Annotated in this window: 10 protein-coding genes, 1 tRNA gene and 4 pseudogenes; 5 read left to right on the top strand and 10 right to left on the bottom strand. The window is 35.9% G+C overall.

What is annotated here, in order from left to right; genetic code table 11:
* Positions 1-201 precede the first annotated feature (201 nt).
* Complete coding sequence (gene aqpZ, locus ACG9ZL_RS16945; protein WP_004718527.1) at positions 202-894, top strand: aquaporin Z; 693 nt, start codon at positions 202-204, stop codon at positions 892-894.
* A 107-nt stretch (positions 895-1001) separates the two neighbouring features.
* On the opposite strand, the gene ACG9ZL_RS16940 is transcribed toward aqpZ, so the two are convergent.
* The 3 genes from ACG9ZL_RS16940 to ACG9ZL_RS16930 form a co-directional block, all read right to left on the bottom strand.
* Positions 1002-1247, bottom strand: coding sequence for a hypothetical protein (locus tag ACG9ZL_RS16940; RefSeq protein ID WP_419360863.1), 246 nt, complete (start codon positions 1245-1247; stop codon positions 1002-1004).
* 79 nt (positions 1248-1326) lie between these two features.
* Positions 1327-2349, bottom strand: a complete 1023-nt coding sequence (locus ACG9ZL_RS16935) for a DNA/RNA non-specific endonuclease (protein WP_419360884.1) — start codon at positions 2347-2349, stop codon at positions 1327-1329.
* 597 nt (positions 2350-2946) lie between these two features.
* A complete protein-coding gene (locus ACG9ZL_RS16930; protein ID WP_004718533.1) occupies positions 2947-4827 on the bottom strand; it encodes a potassium transporter Kup in 1881 nt (626 codons plus the stop codon).
* Between the two features lie 121 nt (positions 4828-4948).
* On the opposite strand from ACG9ZL_RS16930, the gene ACG9ZL_RS16925 reads away from it, so the two are divergent.
* Positions 4949-5039 (top strand) — tRNA-Ser (locus ACG9ZL_RS16925).
* A 181-nt stretch (positions 5040-5220) separates the two neighbouring features.
* A pseudogene (locus ACG9ZL_RS16920) lies at positions 5221-6415 on the top strand (tyrosine-type recombinase/integrase).
* Here the strand turns inward: ACG9ZL_RS16920 and ACG9ZL_RS16915 are convergent.
* From ACG9ZL_RS16915 to ACG9ZL_RS16890, 6 genes and pseudogenes are all read right to left on the bottom strand, one after another.
* Positions 6396-6955, bottom strand: a pseudogene (locus ACG9ZL_RS16915) (Fic family protein); the annotation flags it as partial. The pseudogenes ACG9ZL_RS16920 and ACG9ZL_RS16915 overlap by 20 nt on opposite strands.
* A 24-nt stretch (positions 6956-6979) precedes the next feature.
* Positions 6980-7120, bottom strand: a pseudogene (locus tag ACG9ZL_RS16910) (transposase domain-containing protein); the annotation flags it as partial.
* A gap of 182 nt (positions 7121-7302) precedes the next feature.
* Complete coding sequence (locus ACG9ZL_RS16905; protein WP_419360861.1) at positions 7303-8718, bottom strand: restriction endonuclease subunit S; 1416 nt, start codon at positions 8716-8718, stop codon at positions 7303-7305.
* A complete protein-coding gene (locus ACG9ZL_RS16900) occupies positions 8715-11507 on the bottom strand; it encodes an N-6 DNA methylase (RefSeq protein ID WP_419360859.1) in 2793 nt (930 codons plus the stop codon). Before ACG9ZL_RS16900 ends, ACG9ZL_RS16905 begins: the two co-directional genes overlap by 4 nt.
* Positions 11508-11868: 361 nt before the next feature.
* A pseudogene (locus ACG9ZL_RS16895) lies at positions 11869-12234 on the bottom strand (recombination directionality factor); the annotation flags it as partial.
* On the bottom strand, positions 12191-12379 hold the full coding sequence (locus ACG9ZL_RS16890; RefSeq protein WP_419360858.1) for a hypothetical protein: 189 nt from the start codon (positions 12377-12379) through the stop codon (positions 12191-12193). The pseudogene ACG9ZL_RS16895 and the gene ACG9ZL_RS16890, both read right to left, overlap by 44 nt.
* Here ACG9ZL_RS16890 and ACG9ZL_RS16885 point away from each other — a divergent pair.
* Entirely contained in the window at positions 12373-13038 is a 666-nt protein-coding gene (locus ACG9ZL_RS16885; protein WP_419360882.1) for a DNA cytosine methyltransferase, read from the top strand. The two genes, ACG9ZL_RS16890 and ACG9ZL_RS16885, sit on opposite strands and share 7 nt — an antisense overlap.
* Before the next feature lie 285 nt (positions 13039-13323).
* Positions 13324-14256, top strand: coding sequence for an IS5 family transposase (locus ACG9ZL_RS16880; RefSeq protein WP_419360856.1), 933 nt, complete (start codon positions 13324-13326; stop codon positions 14254-14256).
* Positions 14257-14316: 60 nt separating this feature from the next.
* Here the strand turns inward: ACG9ZL_RS16880 and ACG9ZL_RS16875 are convergent, their stop codons facing one another.
* A complete protein-coding gene (locus ACG9ZL_RS16875) occupies positions 14317-14766 on the bottom strand; it encodes a DUF4265 domain-containing protein (RefSeq protein ID WP_419360854.1) in 450 nt (149 codons plus the stop codon).
* Positions 14767-15192: the final 426 nt, after the last annotated feature.

Genomic DNA, 15192 nt, shown 5'->3' with positions numbered 1-15192 from the left:
TGTAAAATATAATTTTTTAAAATAAAAATCAGAACATTCACCGATATTGATATGAATATTTTTTATTTGTGATTTTATTTTCATATTTTTAGACTATTATCTTTATAGAGAAAATAAAAGTTGTACCCACTCCAAGGTTATCAACTATTTAAAAATAGCCACATAACCCATTCCGTTCAAAAAAATAATTTAGGAATCAATATGAATAAATATCTCGCAGAATTTATCGGAACCTTTTGGCTGGTGTTTGGAGGATGTGGTAGCGCAATATTTGCCGCTGCTTTTCCAGAACTGGGCATCGGTTTTGCTGGTGTCGCACTGGCATTCGGTTTAACCGTACTCACAGGCGCTTTTGCTTTAGGGCATATCTCAGGCGGGCATTTTAACCCTGCGGTAAGTGTGGGCTTATGGGTAGGTGGTCGTTTTAATGCCAAAGACTTAGCGCCTTATATTATTGCTCAAGTCATCGGTGGTATTTTGGCCGCATTTGTTTTGTATTTAATCGTACAAGGTCAGGCGGGATTCACGGGAACTGGCGGATTCGCCAGCAATGGTTTTGGTGATTTATCCCCTGGAAAATATTCTTTAGTCTCTGCTTTATTGATTGAAATCGTATTAACCGCCTTTTTCTTAATTGTTATTCTCGGTTCAACAGACAAACGTGCACCTGCTGGCTTTGCTCCGATTGCCATCGGTTTAGCACTTACTTTGATTCACTTAATTAGTATCCCTGTCACCAATACTTCAGTTAATCCAGCCCGTAGTACCGCTGTGGCTTTATTTGCTGAAACAGCAGCACTGAGTCAATTATGGTTATTCTGGGTAGCACCAATTGTCGGTGCAATCATTGGGGCACTGATTTATAAGGTTGTGGGTAATGAGCCTCAATCCTAAATAGATTTTCAATGTAAAAAAATCCTGCTTCGGCAGGTTTTTTTACTTATAAGCGAATGACTTAGAAAGCAATTGATTAGAAAATCATTTAAAAATAAGGATAGTCTTTAAAGAAATGGATTTTCTATTTCGCCTTCACTTTGATGCGCGAGCTGTTCTGGTAGATCACTTTGCTTCTCTAAACTTGCCACCACATCATTGAGATAGCTTTGTAAAAGCTTAGCCGCTTTTAAGCCAGCTTGATCTTTGGTGATCTGTAAATTGCCATAAATACTGACACAGTCAATTTGATTTTCTAAGGTTAAATCATGAATTGAATGTGATTCGGTGCCATTCTCAAACGGTTTAAACATTTTTAATTTTCTCAATTTTTTTCGATCTTATTCACAGTATAAATAGATTCTCAAAAGATACTGCACCATCGGCGCGGATTTATTTCAAAATTTGTAAAATATATTGCAACAGCGCTTCAACCAATTGTTTCACCAAGGCATCTTTGGTTTCAGGATCGACTTTCGGCAATTGCATATCCGATGTAGTTGTTGAACTACTTTTGGGTTGGAACTGCTTTTGCAGTGCGCTGATTTTATCCTGACTGACCTCTTCTGCACATTGGCTTTCCGCATCCCAATGTGAGTACTCAATTTCTTTATTGACCTTGACCTGTTTTGCGTTCAAAGGCAATTTATACGTATTGCGCTTTTGTTCTTCAGTCAGTTGTGGAAATAAATTCATTCCCAACTGTTCTTCTAAATAGCATACGCTGACCACTTTAACCTGAAGTGAATCATTATTTGGCGCATAGTACGCACCAATGATCCCGTGTTTAGGCAAGTAAATCGCTTTATAGATCGCGGTCGGAACAATTACGCCCTTTCCAATGGTTTTTAGTTTTTTCCCAGAAAACACTGGGCCAGTGACCACATAAACATCTTTCTTTTGCTTGGTGACAATCGCGCGGGTTGCTTCTTCTAACTCACGCCAAACTTGTTGGTTGTTTTTAGCGGCTTGCGGCACCATATTGGCCAAAGAAAAGCTGTCGAACTGTGATTCTTTATTGGGCATATCGGCATTGGGTGACATATGACCACGATCATATCCTGAACCACGATAATCCGATAATAATGCACGATGTGTAGCGTTTACACGTGGCTCTTCGTGGAAATTATCTTCACGTTTAATCTTTTGACTTAAGCGCTGTGGCGATAAATATTCTGCTGTCCATAACGGCGTTTTTGAAATCCCCGAATACATCACATTAAACCCATTAAAACATAAGGGATAACTGTTTTTCTTTAAACTTTCTTTGATTAGAACAGGTGGTTGCTCTCGATAGAACTGATTTAAACACACAGAGTTATTGGTACTACTTTGGGTAAACGGCAGTAACTGAAAAATTTTCTCTTGGCCAAACGCAATCGCAAAACTTCCAGTAGCAACAACACCCAAAACCATTTTAACTACTGAATTTTTCAACAAAGGCTTCCTAAACAAGGTTAAATAAACAATCCACTCAAAACCGATAAAAATTAAGTTTTTGAATTTAAATAGCTTAACAAGTCAATAAACTGAAAGATATTGTGTCGATCTTCAACCGAGTAAAGCTTCTACGATTTGTGCTTAACTAAACAACATTCCATGTAACAATTTATTGTTACTTTCACAAAAAATGCTAGAAAATCAAATATCTTACAAATGCTTTATCGCACTTGTGATCATGATTATGTCATGTTGCGCAGTGTTGTTCGACAGCCTTGCGACACAATTTGTCGTATAGGATCGTTTTATGCGGATGTCTCATGATTTGCTGGGGAGAATTGAATGATAAAAGCATTCAAACTGAGCATTCTAAAGGGTTTGATACTGTCTCAGTGCAATATCAACCTATTTACTTTTAGAAGACCAAGAACACAAATGATAAAGGTCTTACTTGCTGAGTTAGAGAAGAAGTCGTTGCTAAAAAATAAAGTGAATCAATGTAATACACCAACCCATAAAATCCATGAGCAAAAAAAAAGCCAGAATGACTTCTGGCTTTTGATTGATATGAATTTAGATTTCGATCTGGCTGCCCATTTCCACCACACGGTTTGGCGGGATTTGATAGAAATCACTCACTGGACTGGTATTACGTTGCATCGAAATAAACAGTTTTTCACGCCATGGCGCCATTCCATCACCCACGGTATGAATCAAACGATCACGTGAGATGAAGAAGCTGATATGCATCATGTCAAATTCAACTTCAAGCTGCTTATAAGCCAACTCAAGCGCGTTTGGAATATCAGGTTGATCCTTAAAGCCATAGTAAACAAAAACCCGTTGGAAGCGCTTATCTAACACTTCAACACGGATTCTTTCTTGGTCTGGTACATAAGGAACATCACGGGTAATCACCGTCACCATAATATTGCGTTCATGCAGGACTTTATTGTGCTTGATATTGTGCAACATCGCATGTGGGACAATATTTGGGTTACCAGTTAAGAATACCGCTTGACCGGGTACAAACTGAGTTTCATCACTCAAGCTGACACTTTTAATAAAGAGATCCAACGGCAAGGCATCTTTTTCCAAACGGTTAAAGACAATTTCTCGCCCGGTTTTCCACGTCATCAGAATAGTAAATACGATTGCACCGATCAGGATCGGAACCCATCCACCTGAAATGATTTTTAATGAGGTTGACCCAATAAAAATACTATCAATCACTAAGAATGGGATCGCGAATAATGCCACTTTCCACTTTGGCCAACGCCAAAAGCCATATGCCAGTATTGAAATCAAAATCGTATCGCATAGCATGGTCATGGTGACTGCTACACCATAAGCATTGGCAAGATTGGCACTGTTTTGGAAAATCACAATCAACAAAAGAATCGAGACATAGAGTATCCAGTTGATAAAGGGTAAATAAATCTGACCTTGTTCCACATCAGAAGTGTGATGCACGGTTAATCTTGGCAAATAGCGTAGCTGAATGGCTTGGTTTGCCATTGAAAACACACCAGTAATCACCGCTTGTGAGGCAATCACCGCTGCCGCTGTAGCTAAGGCAATCATGGGGTATAAGCCCCACTCAGGTACAAGCAAATAGAATGGGTTTTCAATCGCACTTGGATTACGCAGTAATAACGCACCTTGCCCTGCATAATTTAATAGCAGACAAGGTAAGACAATGATAAACCAGCCTAAACGAATCGGTAGCCGTCCAAAATGCCCCATATCTGCATAGAGTGCTTCCCCCCCCGTAACCGTCAAAATCACCGCACCCATAGTTAAAAAGGCCACAAAGGGTTGGTGAAAAATAAAGTTCAGCGCCCAATGTGGACTGAGCATGCTTAAGACATAGGGAGTTTGGCTAATACTATGAATACCGATTAAACCGATAGAGGCAAACCAAGTTAAGGTGATTGGACCAAAAAACTTACCCATGGTTCCCGTACCATGTCTTTGTACCAGAAACAGTGCGGTAAGAATGCCGATTGCCAAAGGCATCAACCATTTATTAAACATAGGCGTGGCAATACTCAGCCCTTCAATGGCTGAAAGTACTGAAATTGCTGGGGTAATAATGCCATCACCAAAAAACAGTGATGCACCAATAAAGCCCAAGGCAATTAAATAGATTTTGCGATTATCTGCGATACGATTAGAGCGTAAGTTCAGCGCCAGCAAGGACATGATACCACCCTCACCATTGTTATCTGCTCGCATGATAATGGTGACGTATTTAAAGCTGATGGTGAGCATCATGCACCAGAAAATCAGTGACAAGATCCCAAGCACGGTCGCTTCGGTGATGGCAATGTGTGCAGTCAGAAAACATTGGCGTAGGGCGTACAAGGGACTGGTTCCGATGTCTCCAAATACCACCCCTAATGCTGCGAGTGTGATCGCAGGTAACGCGGCTTTTTTTGCAGTACTTTGCATAGATTCGTCTTCAAAAATTTAGACACTATTTTTGCGCAATCATATCACTGTGAAATTTTTTTTGCTCTAAATCAATTGTTGCTTGGCAGAAATCTTTTTTTTGGTTATTATCCCACGCCTTGGTGAAGTGTCCGAGTGGCTTAAGGAGCACGCCTGGAAAGTGTGTATACGTTTATAGCGTATCGAGGGTTCGAATCCCTCTTTCACCGCCAAATTAAATTCTTATGAACTCTCATAAGGTCTTAAAAAGCTTAAATCTAAAGGATTTAGGCTTTTTTTACATCTCATACAATCTACTTGATCTATTGAAAGCTTGATATAGTTGGGGGTATAACTGGGGGGTATAATCTTTCACCCTTAAAATTATACCCCCAATTCTGCGGAATCATTACCATGCTTACAGATGCTCAAGTCAGAAAAATAAAGCCCTCAGAAAAGAAAACCAAATACGCTGATGAAAAAGGCATGTATCTAGAAGTCACTCCTTCTGGAGGAATGCATTGGCGCATGAAGTTTCGTTTAAATGGAAAAGAGAATATCTTCAGTATTGGTACCTATCCTGAGACGACACTCGCCCAAGCTCGCCGCGCCAGAGATGAAGCTCGATTGAAATTGAAAGATGGGATTAGCCCCAACGAAGCGAAAAAGCAAAAAAATTACAAGCAGATGAAAATACACTTTTTAAAACACTTACTATTGAATGGATGGAAGATCGTAAAGCCGTCATAAAAGAAACCACTTACTTACGAGATATGTCTGTATTTGAAAAAGATATCTTCCCTGCTTTAGGTCACATGCCAATTGATCAAATTAAAGGTAAAGATGTACTTGCCTGTGCTAAAAAAATTGAGGCTCGTGGTGCTCAGGAAATGGCAAAACGTTCAATTCCTTTAGCTGGACGTATTTTCCGTTTTGCAATCCGTAAAGGACTGATTGAGAATGACCCAACTCCACATCTTCAAGAAGCTCTAAAGCCTCGTAAAGTGAAGCATATGGCTCGACTGGTATTTCTGAGTTTCCACCTTTCCTAGAACGCATGGATCATTATCACGGCAACATATTAGTCAAGACAGCATTACAATTCATGACCTTAACCTTTGTGAGGACAGCTGAACTCATAAACATGGAATGGGATGAACTTGATTTTGAAAATAAGTTATGGCGCATTCCAGCTTATAAAATGAAAATGGCTCTTCCCCACATTGTTCCTTTATCTCGACAAGCTATTATACTAATCGAAGGCCTAAAACCACTTACAGGTAACAAACAATTTGTTTTTTATAATCACAGCACTGCTAAACCTCTAAGCAATAATGCTCTCTTAAGTGCAATACGGACTATGGGTTATACAGTTAAAATGACTGGACATGGTTTTCGTAGGCTTGCGTCTACAACATTATATGAGCAAGGCTATATGCATGATGCCATTGAAATACAATTAGCGCACACAGTTGGCAATGTCGTTTCTCAGGCATATAACCATGCTCAACATCTAGAATACAGAACAAAAATGATGCAGGAATGGTCTGATTTTATTGATAGCTTGAGGAATAAAAATGTATCTTTACCTAAAAATAGGAGAGCTTAATTTTCACAGTCATTGGGTATAAAAGTTTTATGTTTTCAAAATATACTTTTGCTTCGAGCTTATCTGGAATTGTATGTTTGATCTGATCAACTTCTACCACAGGATTTAAGTAATTCTTCTAGAATGTCATTCGATGAGCTAACCCACCCATTACATCAACTCAGCCGAGGTATGTTCATCTTACTTCATTACTTAAATCAAACTTTGTACTTGAGCGGTGTCTTGATCACTTTCTCTAGAATCACGGATTGCATCTAAAATCATCTGCAAAATGAATTTTGCAAATGGTAAAGAATCAGTACGATCCTTAGTCGCTTGCAACTCTTCGTAATAGACTTTTTAATTTTGAAAGATCAGGCTTTTAACTGAGATTTTTGAAAAGATTGGATTCCATCTACTTAAAATCAATATTTGCTATAATCTTCCCATTCAACCATTACCGTCTGCAAATGGATGAATAAACTCATAATAGAATATTGAAATTCGAATGAGTGGATGCACATCACTGTAATTCAACCAATCAAGTTGATCAAACGTAAGTATTCAGTGAATCCCTTCTTGAACTCAAGTAGGATTCCATTTATATGGTAGTAATTCTTCAATGTTTTTGATTTTATATGTTGGTAACCTTGTAAGGACATCAGTTAAATAAACATAAGGATAAAACCCATTGAGTTTAGCCGACTGAATTAAGGTCATGATGTTCGTTACCGGTTATCCACTACGAAATAAATGAGCCAACACATGAGCTGTAGCAAAACTAGAATGTCCTGCTTCGCAATAAGGAATGTTGGTTTGTTTAAATTGCAAATTATATTTCATAGAAAAACCCTATAAGTTGTGTCCAACTTATAGGGTTGAGTTCATATTTTATGAGATATTGATATTTAACTATGCTCTAGTCTTATAGCGTCTCCAATTATCTTATTTATGGCTTGCTGCTTAAGTTCAATTTTCATATCAATTTCATTTTGCTCATCGAGCTGTAATTTGATTTTTTGAACGATTTCAGCTTGTTTTCTTTCATCCCAATCTGGCATTGGAAAATTTTGGATTTGACTTGGGAAAATATTGGTATTGTTACCAAGTCCCTTCTTGTGTGTGTAGACTAAATATTGAAAAAAATCGCTACACATATAGTAATATGCACACAAAGGATCAAAACCAGTAAAGCTTATACGTTGTGTGAAGTCTGCAAAAATTCCATTGATATCTTTATCTTCAATTAATGCAACTTTTCCAATTGTTCCTTCACCTGAACGTGCCAAAAGTATATCGCCTTTTTTCACTATTTTATTTAGGTTGCTGTTTGCATAACTATTAGAAACCTTTTTACAGTCTTCAGGTTCAAAAGCCCAAGATTTAATATTTGACATAGCGATATAGAAATATTCTCCATCTTCATCATAATCACTTGGAGAAACGCTTTTACCTAAAACAATAGGTTCAGATATAAAGTTTTTAATTCGCTTATTGGTTTTGCTTTCTAAAAATGATTGCATATAAGCCCCAGCTTTATTATGAAAGCGAATACCCATTCGACAATCAATATTGTTCGCAAATTTCAAAATACTTGATGTATAAGCTTTCTCATTTTTTATGCTTTCAAACTTTTCCCAATTAAATTCCAATGTTTCACCAAAAACTTGATTGATAATTTTTGATGTATCTAATTTTGAAAAAATAAGGTCCTCTATTTCATTTTCAATACTCTCAATTTTACTTAAAATACACTTTTGCTCTTGTATGTCAAAATATGGAATTTTAATTAGAGATAAATGGTCTGCATTTAAACCTGGCTGTCCCTTTTTTCGATATGCCAAGTCTTTGACCTGAAATTGAATAAACTCATCTCTTAGCAAGTAAAAAAGGAATTTTTGTAAATATGTTTCATTGCTACGCACAATATAAACATGTTCATTTACCATTACTTCATCAATAGGAAATTTGACTCTTATAAAACAGCATTTACCTGTTAATGCACCATCTTTACAAATAAGAATATCATCTTGATTAACCTTACCTTTATCAGTAGATCTGTAATAGGCTAAAGGTACAACTGGCATATTTTTTAAATCAACTCTTCCATTTTTGCCAATTTGCTCACCACCAAGACTAATTGCAACTGGTTCATCTTCTAAGTAAACAATTCCTCCTTTAGGCCTACTACCCGACTCAAAAAAAGATAAACAGCCAAGTAGTTTCACTAACTTTCTAGAAGTCTTTGGTGACTCCTTTGAAAAACAAAGACGAATATTAGCGTTATTTGAAAGTTCAGAAAGTTTTACTGTTGATTTAATCACTCCCAAACCACCTCTTTTCTAAAGTTGTCTAAGATAGTAAGTAATTGTGTTGTGCGGAGTACAATATCATCGCTTTTATAACGTGCAAGCACACCATTTTTGAAATAGCTAATAAGCTCTGCATCAGTTCTTTCAACAAACTCTGCTTTCAACTTATCATTTTGATAATATTTCTGAAACACACACAAAATTTGTTTTTTTTCAGCTTTCATCTCTTCAATTCTTATGATTTGCGTCCCAATATCTGCATTGAGTTTTTCAGCTTTCTTTTTCAATGTTTCAGTTTCTTTGTCATCAATTTTTTTATTGACAACTTCCAATTCTGTTTGAAGTTCAAATAATTGCTCTGTTAAAGCCTTTAACTCTCGATCATAACTTCCCAAGATTTCTGCTGTATCTATTGTATTAGGAGCGTACTCAATATCATAAAGATCATTAGGCATTGGATTTTCACCCCGTTTAGTACGCTTATAGCCCACATTTTCTGCTTCTGCCATGAAAATATCATAGTCTAATTCTTTAGCTACTTCACCAAATACCCACCAAGCATTGTAAAACCCAAATACATTCGTTTCTTTTTCGTATTTTGAAAGACTATCAATTTCTTCACTATATTTACTTAATAATTCCTTTGGATTAAGTGTTTCATCTTCAGGTGTAATGTAGTCTTTCAAGAAGCGGTGGATGTTATCTTTAATGTAACTTAAATCTTCTTTATTAATAATTTCAATAGCTTCTTTATCTTCATTTTCTAAAAGCTGATTTAAATCAGTAGACAGCTCTTTAACCCAAGCAAACTTTTTGTTGAGTTTCAAATTTTTGACAAAATAATCATGATAACGTATTACACGAGTTTTAAGTCTTGCCCATTCTTTACCGTATTTATCCCAAAGGTCGTTCCACTCCTCAACCTGTTTCCTTGTTTTTTTCTGGGCAAATAAAATACTCGTTTTAGTAGAAGTATAAGGCTCAAAAGTAATCTGTGGCAAACTAACAATAGCTTTAATATTAAAATACTTGAATAAAAATAGACGAATATATTTATTTTCAGTTGTATCAAAAACACTTTCGGGTAATACAACGCCTAAACGCCCTCCCTCTTTTAAAAGCTGATAATATCGTTCAATAAATAGATTTTCAGAGTTCTTTTTATCACCAAAAATAAAAGAATTTTTGACTTCTCTTTGGGTTTGGGTATCCAAGTCAACACTAAAAGGCGGATTACTTATAGCAACATCAAATTTTGCATTTACTTCTTTATCATTGTAAAGCGTTTCTGGTGTTGCTGTTTCTAAATAGTTAGGAGAGGTTTCTTTTACATAAAAACGGAAAGGCAATAAACCATCTTGTACAAAAATATTGGTTGAACCATCCCCATGCAGAATCATATTCACTTTGGAGGCTGTTCCCAAGTCAAAGTTAATCTCTGAACCATATAAATAATTTCTTGCCCACTTATTTTCTTGATAATCGGGTTTAAATAATTCTTCAAAACGCCATTTTACATCTTTACTAGTTCTTACTTTATCAACTTGTTTATATTTTACTTCTTTAGTTATTAGCTTCATTGCTTCAACCAAATAAGTCCCACTTCCTGCCGATGGATCAATGATATGAGGCAATTCTCTATTGAAGTTTAATCGATCAATAGCCAACTTATCTAGCTGTAAGGCATAAAGTAAGAAATTAACAATTGGGGTAGGTGTAAAAAACTGCCCTTTGTTTTGCTTAAAACCATCTCTTGTTATACTTTCAAAAAAATCACCTAAAATATCTTTTCCATCTAAAGAACTACGTCCCTCCAAAAATGAAAAGTTCTCTAAAGACTGGACAGTATAGATAAGCTTATTTAATGGAAACTTATTTCTATTAATAACATTATCGTCATCAATTTTTTGTTGTTCAGAAACATTAAGCTGTTGTTTTAAAGCTCTTTTATAAAGATGATTTATACGACTATAAACTTTTTCAGAAGCTTCAACATGATTTCCATATTGATAAATCTGAAAGTCATATTCTTGTCCATCTTCTTTCTCATATTCATCTTGGACTTTTGCAAGAATAATATTTACCAATGAATAGAAAATCTCACTATCGTTTGTTCCACCACCACCCCAAAGAACATTATGTAGATTTCTACCTAAACCCTCAATTTGTTCTCGATTGATTTTAGTCCTTAAATCGTTCTTTTCGCTTCCTTTGATTAATGGTTGCTTTTTAGGTTCTCCATAACCAGCCGTTATTTCAGTTCCAATAGAAATAAATCCATCATTTTCCCAATCGGTGTAGTTTTGGTATTTCTCAAAGTCAATGATGATTGCTTTATCCAATATACCATCGTCTTGAAAGTCAACTGTATAATAAACTAAATATTTTACTTTGTTTTTAAAGTCTTTTTCTTCCGCTGATGCCAATGAAAATAGCTGGCCTTCTATTTCTTCTTTGTCTTTCTCAAACTTGTCAGGTGATTTGGTTTCAATGAAAAAAAATGGGTTGCCTGTGTCATCTTTCACAAGAATGTCAATACGTGGCGTGAGTTTACTATGTCCAGCTTTGACAGAATATTCTTTTTCAATTTCAATATATTCAGGTTTATAGTCCAATACATTCACTAAGCGATCAATCAGAAATGCCCTTACGATTTCTTCATCACCTGTCAAAGATTTTAAGACTCTGTTCTGCTTTATTTTTTCGGAATACTGAACAGTCGCTTTATCAATATTGATTCTGGCAACGCTATTTTTTTGTTTACGTAATGACTGTTCAATTAACTCTATCCAAGGCTTCATCGTATATAATATCTAAATTAAATGGTAAATAGGGCTTCTGTAAAATTTCATGTTTTCACAGTCGTATTTTAGCATATACTCCACATGTATCTAAAATGCCATTGTAAATTAAAAATTTTTAATCATTCCTCAACTCCAATTACGAATAAAAAATTAATTTGAAAAATGAGTGAGAGTGTAAACTATCAATTACGTTACCATACCAAATGTATCACTTTAGTTTTTATATTTTAATGGATTCATATTACTTAATGATAATAAAGAATTTTTCAAAAATTTAAAAAATCTTATATTACAATAAAATGAAGCAAAACGTTTATCCTGCTTGCTTCATTAGTTACTGTTCAAATTCAATAAAAAATTAATTTTGATTCACCGCCCTCACACTTTCTTGCAGTCCCTTCTGCACATCCTGCAGAAAACCTGCCCCCTGATTCGGCTTAGGCTTTGTTTTATATCTTGTAGTGGTTATCGACTGTGCTTGTTCATCGCCTCTTTCCTGTTTTTCCTCACTATAAAACTCCTCCACCAAATCCAGCCCCTCCTCTGAATCCACCTCAAATCGTGCATTACCATAACCCTGCCGTGCCATTTGATCTAAAGCCGTTTGATTAAAACCACACAACTTACTTTTCTGGTCAATCTCCTTCGCTGTTTGAATCGCCTCTTGTAAATGAACACCATCACGTAAAGTCAAATCCACGTAATACACAGGGGTTCGGTTGCTGTTCTTGGACATAATTGAGAAAACATGCTGCACATCCGACTGCTCCACCAATAACTGCACCGACCACATAGACCATCGGACGTTGCCCTTTGATCAGGCGTGCACCTGAAATACCCATCGCTGCATAATTGACGATATATTGCATCAGGCTCTGCAAAGGATATTTTAGAAGATAATCCTGATCCTAAGTACTTATGTTCTGAATTCTTCACAACCAAAGTTAAGAAAGCACTTCACGGTAATTTAGATAGAATTCATGGTTACCGTCTTACCGACTATCGAGGTGGAAATGCTCTGCATTCTTGGGAATTGGATTTGAAAGGTGCATGCTCTGCTGATGAAATAGAGTTTATGAATGCCTTACTTCTTAATCGCCGTAGAAGTATTTTTGGAACTCATAAAGATGGAAAATCACTAACCAAAGAGCAAATCCTTACTTTCTATAATGCTAATAAGTTTAGTACCGTAACAGAATTACTGATTGAAAAAGGTTACCTACAAATCACACATGAAGGTTATAAACCTGTATGTGGAAATATGTCATTTGAAGTATTTAAATTTCTTGATCCAAATAGCGTAAGCATTACACTCACCGCATCTGATAGTAATCGACTTGGAATTTACCATAACGGTCAATTACGCCGAGTTACTCCAAGAGAATGTGCTCGTCTTCAAGGCTATCCTGATTCTTATAAACTAATCAACGATCAAGCCGTCTATAAGCAGATGGGAAATGGTGTTTCAGTACCTGTGGTTAAAGCCGTAGCTTTAGATTTTTTCAAATCTAATAGTATTTTTAAATAGTTCTATCAGACTCAATTTTAATGATGGTATAAATGACAGCACATTTACATACATGAAATTTCGTGTATTTAGATGTTAAACCTGATGGACTCTTTCACCGCCATTTTTTATTCTTACAATATCTATCATGTCTTTTAAAACTTAAATGGTTTAGGCTTTTTTTTATAATATCATTCGATCAATCCTAAGGGTATTATTCTCACCATTCTTAGATAAAATACAGTTTAAGATGGCTTTGTTGCACAAACCTATCTCTAAAGGCTTATTCAGCAATATAATTCTTAGATGAATAAGCCTGCCCCTAAAACCTATCATACAACCAATTGGCCTTCCTATAATCGAGCCTTAATTAACCGAGGCAATATTTCCATTTGGTTTAATCCAAAGACTGAGTGGTATGCTCAGCCACAAGGCAAGCAAGGTCGAAATCAAACCTACTCCAATACAGCTATTCAATGCTGCTTAATGATCAAATCTCTATTTCGACTTTCTTTACCTATGGTCACAGGCTTTGTTCAGAGCCTCATTAGACTCAGTGGGTTAGATTGGATAGCTCCGGATTATTCTACCCTCTGTAGAAGACAAAAGCATATTGATATTGCGATTAGCTACCAAAAAAGTAGCGATGGGCTACATCTACTCGTGGATTCCACAGGTTTGAAGTTTTTAGGTGAGGGTGAATGGAAACGTAAGAAACATCAGCCTGAATATCGTCGTCAATGGCGTAAACTGCATATCGGTATAGATGCTAAAATCCTGCAAATAAGGGCTGTTCAGTTAACGACGAACAATGTCAGTGATTCGCAAGTACTTGGGGATTTACTTGATCAAATTCCACCAGATGAGCGAATTGACTCTGTTTATACCGACGGAGCTTATGACACTAAATGCTGCCGACAAATCATTTTAGATCGAGATGCACATGCGGTCATTCCACCAAGGAAGAATGCGAAGCCTTGGAAAGATCAAACGCTGAGGTCTATGCAGAGAAATGAACTGCTGAAAACAGTCGAATGCCTAGGAAGAGGCATTTGGAAAAAGTGGTCTGGTTATCACCGTCGAAGTTTGGTGGAAACCAAGATGCATTGCATCAAATTATTAGGTGATAAATTAACATCAAGGAGTTTCCCTAGTCAGGTGAACGAGATTCATGCACGCATATCAGTCTTAAATAAATTCACAGAATTAGGTCGCCCTCATACCCAAGTTGTCACTTAAATTTGGCTCACTTAGGGTAGTTCTGCCTTTTAAGCCTTTAGGCAACAAAGCCATTTAAACCTACAACAATTCACTCCTATGTTTTTCTGACAAACAACTCTCTTGATAATCCATTATTTTAGAATTTCCTTCTAAAAACAATTTTATTTTTTTATAATCTAAATCCTTATTAATGTTTAATGAATAATAACTACCATCAACAAACCCAACCCAGTTTATACTGTACCCCTCGATTTCTTTTAAAATTTTCTGCACAATTATAGGATCATAATTAAAGAAGACGATTCTTATAGTAGAGTTCTCTGATGTCTCTAATAAATCCTCAAAATATAGTTGTTCATCATCTAACTTTTCTACTAAAAGAATATCACCTAAAGCCAAATTAGGTGCATACAAAGGAATATTTTCAATAACATATTTATCCAAACCAATCTTACGACCAAATACAATCTCTTTAGATAAAATATTATCCACATTATAATAAGGGACTATAATTTTTTCTACATCCATCTAATTAGACTCAATTAATTTAAAAATCCATTAAAAACAAAACCGATAAAATAAACATTTTACTCTAGAATATTTATTCTATTAAAATTGAACACCATTTCAAATAATAATTATCAGCAACTTCATTCAGGAACCGACTTGTAAATTATACAAATCGGTTTCTATTTATCTAACACCTCAACTATAAGTTTTGGACTGTGTTGAAAGCATAGAACTTGTCATACCGATTGGCGTTACGGATATGCTGGTCGGTTTCTATTTGTATAGCGCCCAACTACTCATCGCAAACAGCTTTTGATAAAAACACTCCACTAAACCTCAGCACAATAGAACTGATAATAGATCAATATAAAAACTCTTTGTTTCAAGCTATAACATTGTTTAATGCTTTTCAGCTTATCTGAACTTGAGCGCTAACATGATCGC

It is taken from the genome of Acinetobacter legionensis, assembly GCF_048551735.1.
Classification (GTDB): domain Bacteria; phylum Pseudomonadota; class Gammaproteobacteria; order Pseudomonadales; family Moraxellaceae; genus Acinetobacter.
Note: the sequence above shows the minus strand (reverse complement) of the source record. Positions and strands in the feature narration are given on the sequence as shown.

What these genes read in the sequence shown, in the direction of transcription:
- aqpZ (WP_004718527.1), top strand. Translation starts at nt 202, where the DNA reads ATGAATAAATATCTCGCAGAATTTATCGGAACCTTTTGGCTGGTGTTT.
- ACG9ZL_RS16900 (WP_419360859.1), bottom strand. Translation starts at nt 11,507, where the DNA reads ATGAAGCCTTGGATAGAGTTAATTGAACAGTCATTACGTAAACAAAAA.
- ACG9ZL_RS16880 (WP_419360856.1), top strand. Translation starts at nt 13,324, where the DNA reads ATGAATAAGCCTGCCCCTAAAACCTATCATACAACCAATTGGCCTTCC.
- ACG9ZL_RS16930 (WP_004718533.1), bottom strand. Translation starts at nt 4,827, where the DNA reads ATGCAAAGTACTGCAAAAAAAGCCGCGTTACCTGCGATCACACTCGCA.
- ACG9ZL_RS16890 (WP_419360858.1), bottom strand. Translation starts at nt 12,379, where the DNA reads ATGCAATATATCGTCAATTATGCAGCGATGGGTATTTCAGGTGCACGC.
- ACG9ZL_RS16875 (WP_419360854.1), bottom strand. Translation starts at nt 14,766, where the DNA reads ATGGATGTAGAAAAAATTATAGTCCCTTATTATAATGTGGATAATATT.
- ACG9ZL_RS16940 (WP_419360863.1), bottom strand. Translation starts at nt 1,247, where the DNA reads ATGTTTAAACCGTTTGAGAATGGCACCGAATCACATTCAATTCATGAT.
- ACG9ZL_RS16935 (WP_419360884.1), bottom strand. Translation starts at nt 2,349, where the DNA reads ATGGTTTTGGGTGTTGTTGCTACTGGAAGTTTTGCGATTGCGTTTGGC.